Genomic DNA, 230 nt, shown 5'->3' with positions numbered 1-230 from the left:
GGTGAGAAGCGTGACGATATTGACCTGGGTATTCTGCCGTCTGGTTCTGTTGGTGACCGTGTTTGGAATGACGCTAATGGTGATGGCAAGCAGGATGAGGGTGAAGAGGGCCTCGAGAATGTAGTTGTGTTGGTGTCGCGTGATGGTGAGCCGACGCGTTCTGCCGTGACCGATAAGGACGGCAACTGGAAGATCGAGGGTCTTAATCCGAACGCTGAGTACGACATTCG

Annotated in this window: 1 protein-coding gene; it reads left to right on the top strand. The window is 53.9% G+C overall.

The annotated features are described in order from the left end of the window. Window positions 1–230, top strand: a 230-nt coding sequence (locus HMPREF2736_RS02750) for an SdrD B-like domain-containing protein (RefSeq protein WP_141761579.1), incomplete at both ends; no start/stop codon positions are given.

The organism is Corynebacterium sp. HMSC036E10 (assembly GCF_001836265.1).
In the GTDB taxonomy this organism is placed as follows: domain Bacteria; phylum Actinomycetota; class Actinomycetes; order Mycobacteriales; family Mycobacteriaceae; genus Corynebacterium; species Corynebacterium coyleae.
Note: the sequence above shows the minus strand (reverse complement) of the source record. Positions and strands in the feature narration are given on the sequence as shown.